This is a genomic window from Thomasclavelia saccharogumia DSM 17460 (genome assembly GCF_000686665.1).
Taxonomy (GTDB): Bacteria; Bacillota_I; Bacilli_A; order Erysipelotrichales; family Coprobacillaceae; genus Thomasclavelia; species Thomasclavelia saccharogumia.
Genome location: NZ_JMLH01000027.1, coordinates 1 through 6,676, shown reverse-complemented (window position 1 = coordinate 6,676; position 6,676 = coordinate 1). Strand labels below are relative to the sequence as shown.

The following is a 6,676-nucleotide window of genomic DNA, read 5'->3' as shown; positions in this document are numbered from 1 at the left end:
GATTGTACGAAATCGCAAGATTTTCGTGCAAGAAAACGTTAGTTTCACACCTATTGTACGAAAGAGTACCGTAGGTGCGATTTCGTACAATATAAAAAAAGATAAAAATAGTGAAAAAGAATATCAGGAAATAAAAAAGTATAATTTATTTAAATACGTACAGAATAATGAAATTGAAAAACAGGAAGTATTAGATGCTGCTATTGCAATCAAGCTAGCTCTTAATCTGTTTGAAGAAGATCCATCAAAGAATAAAACTCCTAAAAATGAAGGGAATGATTAAAATGACGATTTCAAACATGAACTATTTTTTCAATAAATCATATTATGATTTTTTAAAAAATATAGCTATTGATGATAAAGAAGAAAAAATAATCGAAAACGATATGATAACAACGATAATAAGTAAAAATAATGACGATATAGTAAAGCATCGTTATCGAGAAGATAGATTTTTACAACCCCTTCAAGATATACTTTCGTCATTTGAAATGAAAGTTGAATATCCTGGTTTATTAATTGGAATCGGTAATAATCATAAAGCTAATATCAAAGGAGAGATATCATTAGGATTTAATTTTGATTACGTGACTGGTTTACCATATATTCCTGGCTCTTCATTAAAAGGTAAACTTGCCAGCGCTTTCGGTTATCATAAGTATATTTTAGCTAAATTAAATATTGATGGTATTGATGATAATAAAAAAGAAGAATTTGTAAAGAAAATAAAAACAGCTATTTTTGGTGATAAAAATACACCAGGGAGGGATATCTTTATTGATTCGTTTATTAGCGATTATAATAATAAGAATGTTCTAAAATTAGATCACTTGGCACCACATCATCAAAATAAAGAACTTTTAACTTTAGGTGAAGTTAATGTTATTACTATGTTACGACTTGCACCTGGTACTAAAATAAAATTTAATTTTATTTTAAACGATTCTATAATAAAAATAGGTGATAAAGAAAAAACTATTACAAAGGCTGATAAAATAAGTTTATTTAAAGAAATTATGAAAGATTTTGGTATTGGGGCTAAAACAAATGTGGGTTATGGATATTTAATAGAGTAGGTGATTTTATGGAGAAAGTGTATATAGAATTTGCTGAAAAAATAAATGTTTATTTTCATGATATAGAAAATGATATTTGGGAGAATAAGTCATATGGTAAAGATAACGATAGTTTAGAAGGAATATGTGATATTTTAATTTCTAAGAATAATGTATATGTAAATAATGTAGAAAGTTATAAGAGTTATTTAAATGAGATTATTAAATATTATGAAAAGAAATTAGGAGCAGTTAGAAAATTTGAAGAAAGTGGATTTAGAGAAAAAAGTATTTTGAAAATAGAAAAGAAACTAACTAATCTTAATAAATTATCTAAAGTATCTATTGATAAAAGTGAAAAAATAGATTTAAGAGGGAGATTTTTGGAAGGTAAACTACTTGAATGTCAATGTGTAAAAGAATTTTCTATAGATGATAATTGTAATGATGAGGTATATAGTTATCACACATTTTTATTTCCTTTTAGAATTGTGCTTGATCCTCTAAAAAAAGATAAGAAAAATTATTTTAAAAACTATAAAACAAGTGAATTTCTTAATGGAACAAGTAATAAAAAAGGAATTTTAAATACTGAATATTGGGTGAATACTAATTTAAAAAATAAGGATTTGAGCGACTATAAATATGTTAACGATGATGAAGATAAGAAATTAGAAGAATTTAAATTACATTATGATACTATTCAATATTTTAATAATGCTCCTTTACAAGCAATTTATGGTTTTAATGATAATTGTGATTTAGAAAATGATCCAATAGTCACTAACTATTCATTTAGACCAAAAGAAATTCATGAAAAAGCAAAACTAATTATTCAAGTTGGGACAGGTAACGAAAGTAAACCAAAAGAATTTTCTTTAATATTAAATGCAATTCGATTAAAAGTATTTAATACTAATATTGCAATAATGATTTTTGAAGTAGAAAATCATAAGTATAAAGATATTAAAGACATAAAACTAATTAATGAATACGTAAGAAGAATCTCAGCACCAAACTTAACAATTGAATCTAACCCATGTTCATTTTATTGGAAAATTGATTTTGAGATCGATAGCAAACATAATTCTTTATGTGATGATTTGTATTCATTGTATGGTGATATTGAAAATAAACAAACTTGTAATATAAATTTCACAAAAATTCTTGATCCCATTAAAGATTTACTAACTTATCCAGATTTACATGATCCTATACTAACTTCAAATTATCAAAATTGTAAAGAAAGTATGTATTTCATTGAACCGGTTTTAGATGATCGAATGTTTGTATGTAGTTTTATTCGTTCTAGTGAAATTATAAAGAGCATAAACACTAAATACGTAGAAAAAGACGGTCAATTTGTATTACCTGATGATAAAAAGTTTTATGCTAATAATAAATATGAATATCAAATCAATGATAAAGCAGCTAAAAATTTATATTCGATCATATATATCGATCCTGGAGATAGTAGCTGTCAATCAATACATGATGTCCAAAAGCTTTTAGAGCGTGATCTATATACAAGATGGATCGATTGGGGAACTGTTTATGGAATAACACATCATTCATTTGTAGCAATTTCTACAAATGAATGTCCGCCCTATTTGATAAATTATTTTTTAACATTATACGTTGATATGGCTATTCTTTCTTTGGCACAAAGAGCTTCAATAATTTTATTTCAAAACTTTGCAACTGTACTTACAAAAGGTCTAGAAAGTGATAATAAAGAAATTAATCAAAAAACAATTAATAATTTATTAAACTTACAAGAAAAATATATTTCTTTTCAAAACCAGTTATTATTTTTTGAAGTAACACCACAAGAGCAAGGCGTAGAGATCTACAATATGCTTACAAAAGCAATGTATATCGATGAAGAAAAAAGAGAACTAAAAGAACAATTAGATGGTTTATATACAGGAACTAATTCTAATCAGGATAATAAATTTAATAAGTATGCTTTGATTTTTGCTTCTATTTCATTTTTAATGGTCATTTTAACATATATTTATGATACGATTTCTATTAGTCAAAATTTTAATAGTTTAACTTCTGATATATTTACAACTAAAAATATATTATTGATTGTTTGTAAATGTAGTTTTACATTAATAATGGTTGTTATAGCAATTATTATTGGAACATATATTTGTAATTGGATCATTCAAAAATATGATAGGTAACATGTTAAAAGAAATATTGAGTGAAAGTAATCTAAAAAAAGCTTATTTAGAGCTAATGAAACGTAACTATTCTAGTGGGATAGATGGAGTAATGTTATCGCAGTTAAAAGAATATCTTATTCTTAATTGGCAGGATATTGAAAATCAGCTTATTTTAGGTACGTATGAACCTAATATTGTTCAAGTATATGAGTTACTTTCTAAAAAAGGAAAAGTAAGAGAAATATATAAATTTACGATCATTGATAATTTTATTCAAAAAGCAGTGTCTTTAATATTACAAGATAAATTAGATTGTTTATTAAGTGATAATAATTATAGTTTTCGTAAAGGAAAAGGGACGATAGATGTAATTAGAAAGGGATTAGAGTTAATTGAGGAAGGTTATGAATATATTGTTGAAATAGATATAAAAAAGTATTTTGAAAATATTGATCATGTTCTATTATCAAAGATGTTATTTGATATTATTGATGATAAAGTTTTAATATCTTTAATCATGAAATATCAAAATTGTCTAATTCAAAAAGATGGAAAAATCAAAAGAAAAAATAAAGGATTAATTACAGGTTCTTCAATAAGTCCTGTAATTAGTAACCTTTATTTAATGGATTTAGATAGACAATATCTTGAATATAACTATATTCGTTACTGTGATAATATTTATATATTTATTAATAATAAAGATGATGGTTTAACTTTAATAAATGATATATCAAAATGCTTAAAAGACAAATATAAATTAGAAATAAATCAAAATAAAACTTCAATTACTCATTATTTATCAAAAAGAATGTTAGGCTATTATTTTGTTAAAGAAAATAATACTGTTAAAGCAAAGAAAAATAAACAAGAAAATAGAACTAAATATAATCACTGGTATAAATCAGCTATCAAAAAAGAAAATAACGAATATCATATTATCAATGATGGTATTCTTACCAAAAAAGATTATTCAATCTTATTTGAAAACGAAAATAAAAAAATAGAAATTCCAGCTGAAGTAACCGAACACATCAATATATATTCACAAACTATCTTTTCTAGTAATTTTTTCAAAACTTTAAATCAACATAATATAAGAGTTTCATTATTTGATCAATATGATCATTATATTGGATCTTTTATGCCTATTAATTATCATAAATCAGCCTCAATACTAATAAAACAAGTTGAAAACTATATCAATAAAGCAAAAAGACTAGAAATAGCTAAAAAAATTATCGATAGTGGAACTACAAACATTATCTCAAACCTAAAATACTATAATAAGCATAATGATGATATTCAGTTAGATAAAATAATTGATGATTTAAAAATATGTAAACAAGAAATGAAAGCAGCTAAAACATTAGAAATATTATTACTACAAGAAGCCAGAATGAGAGAATTATATTATAGTAGTTATAATATAATTCTAAGTAACCCAGAATTCAAATTCACCAAAAGAACAAGAAGACCACCTAAAGACGCACTTAATGCAATGATCAGTTTTGGTAATACTATAATATATCAAAAAATAGCTAATGAAATATATAAAACAAAACTAGATATTAGAATTTCTTATTTGCATTCTGCAATGCGTAGATATGAAAATCTAAATCTTGATATCTCAGAAATAATTAAACCTATTCTTGTTGATAAAGTAATATTTTCATTAATAAATAAAAGAATCATTGATGCTAAGGTTCATTTCGAAAAAAGAAATAATGGAGTATTTCTTAATAAAGAAGGTAAATATCTCTTTATTGATCAGTTAAACAAAAAGCTAAGCAGTACAATAACGATCAATAACAAAAAAGTAAGTTACCAGGAAATACTACAGCAGGAAGTATTAAAACTATTAAGGTATTTTAAATACGATGAAGAATATGAACCCTTTAAATATAGGATGTAACTATTATGTATATTATTGCAGTATATGATGTTCATCATAAAAGAGTAGGTAAAGTGAGAAAAGTATTTAAGAAGTATTTGTTTGCAGTTCAAAACTCAGTGTTTGAAGGTTATATTACAGAAAGTAAACTAAATAAGTTAAAAAAAGATTTAGATAAAATAATTGATGTAAATTATGATAGTATCTGTTTCTATGAATTAGAGTCGTTAAAATATGTTTCTAAAGAACAGATTGGAATGGTAAAAAACCATTCCAATCTAATATGAAAAGGAGTAATATGAGATATAAATTATTTTTTAAATTAAACAAGCCCCTAAAATTAAGACTAAATTATCACGAAGATATTCAAAGATTCATTTATCTTCTATTTACTAAAGAAAATAAAGAATACGCTGAATTTCTGCATAACTTTGGTTATGGAGAAACAAAGAAATATAAATTATTTACATATAGTAAACTATACTCACCTAAACAAACAATAAAAAATCATGAAATAATATTCGAAAACACTCTCATCTTAGATATCGCCAGTATAGATACCAAATTCGATCATTACCTTTTAAACATTCTAAATAAACATACTAATTACAAACTCCAAAATCAAAATATAATTTTAACCAAATATCAAGTATTTCTCTACAACAATAAAGAACAAATAAAAATAAAACTATTATCACCAATAGTAGTAAGAGAAACAATTCTTGAAGAAAACAAAAAACATACCCACTATTTCAATCCCCTAGAAAAAGACTTTTTAGACAGGATAAATAACTTATTTAAAAAGAAATACGAAGCATACTATGGAATAGTTCCTGATGATATCAAAATCAAGTTAATAAATGTTAATGCAAAAGATAAATATGTAACTAATTATAAAAATACATATATAACCGCTTGGCATGGTACTTATATGTTGCAGGGGAAAAAAGAATATTTAGAATTTTTATATTATGTTGGTTTAGGAGAAAAAACATCCCAGGGATTTGGTATGTTTGAAGTTATAGAGTAAATATTTTGCGGTCAATCTAAACCCTATATCCATCAAGACTTTTGAGTAATTTTATAATCAAAAAACAGCTAAAAATCATCAAAAATAAACAAAAAATACAGTCAATCTTTTAAAGGTATTCATTAAAAACACAAAAATTGCTCAAACACTATGATACACAACACTTATACACAAATAAATAATTTAGAGATTGACCGCAAAAAATACTCATAAATTTGAGTTTCGATAAAAAATAAAGAACAGGTAGAAAGTCATTCACAACTTGCCTGTTCTTGCTTGTTTTATAAGGAAAATCAGCCTCGAAAATGTTATAATTTATTTAACCAGATAAACAAAATTTAGGAGGGATTTTCCATGAACTATTTTACCACAGATCTATATGAAACCAAAAGAGAAATTGTTATTTTTTCAGATAAACTTGCTTCTGGTCTTTCTAAGCCTGAATATAAATTTGTAATAGATATGATGTTTGGACTTTCTAGAAGTCAGAGTGTTTTATTAAGTGATATAGCTCGTTCTCTTG

At 24.7% G+C, this 6,676-nt stretch carries 6 protein-coding genes; all 6 read left to right on the top strand.

All coding sequences use genetic code 11. The features are described 5' to 3' along the window. Positions 1–283 (top strand): hypothetical protein (locus tag BR82_RS0107490; RefSeq protein WP_205618739.1); only part of this gene is annotated, 283 nt, incomplete at its 5' end. A gap of 1 nt (position 284) precedes the next feature. Continuing rightward, positions 285–1,076: a type III-B CRISPR module RAMP protein Cmr6 gene (cmr6, locus tag BR82_RS0107485; protein WP_034864417.1), complete on the top strand. Its 792-nt coding sequence runs from the start codon at positions 285–287 to the stop codon at positions 1,074–1,076. Between the two features lie 8 nt (positions 1,077–1,084). Then, complete coding sequence (locus tag BR82_RS0107480; RefSeq protein ID WP_027089680.1) at positions 1,085–3,247, top strand: hypothetical protein; 2,163 nt, start codon at positions 1,085–1,087, stop codon at positions 3,245–3,247. A 1-nt stretch (position 3,248) separates the two neighbouring features. Beyond that, positions 3,249–5,144, top strand: a complete 1,896-nt coding sequence (gene cas1b, locus BR82_RS16335) for a type I-B CRISPR-associated endonuclease Cas1b (RefSeq protein WP_161635127.1) — start codon at positions 3,249–3,251, stop codon at positions 5,142–5,144. 5 nt (positions 5,145–5,149) lie between these two features. After that, entirely contained in the window at positions 5,150–5,410 is a 261-nt protein-coding gene (cas2, locus tag BR82_RS0107470) for a CRISPR-associated endonuclease Cas2 (RefSeq protein WP_027089678.1), read from the top strand. A gap of 11 nt (positions 5,411–5,421) precedes the next feature. Next, positions 5,422–6,153 (top strand): CRISPR-associated endoribonuclease Cas6, encoded by a 732-nt coding sequence (gene cas6 / locus BR82_RS16330; protein WP_051592780.1) that lies wholly within the window; start codon positions 5,422–5,424, stop codon positions 6,151–6,153. Positions 6,154–6,676 lie beyond the last annotated feature (523 nt).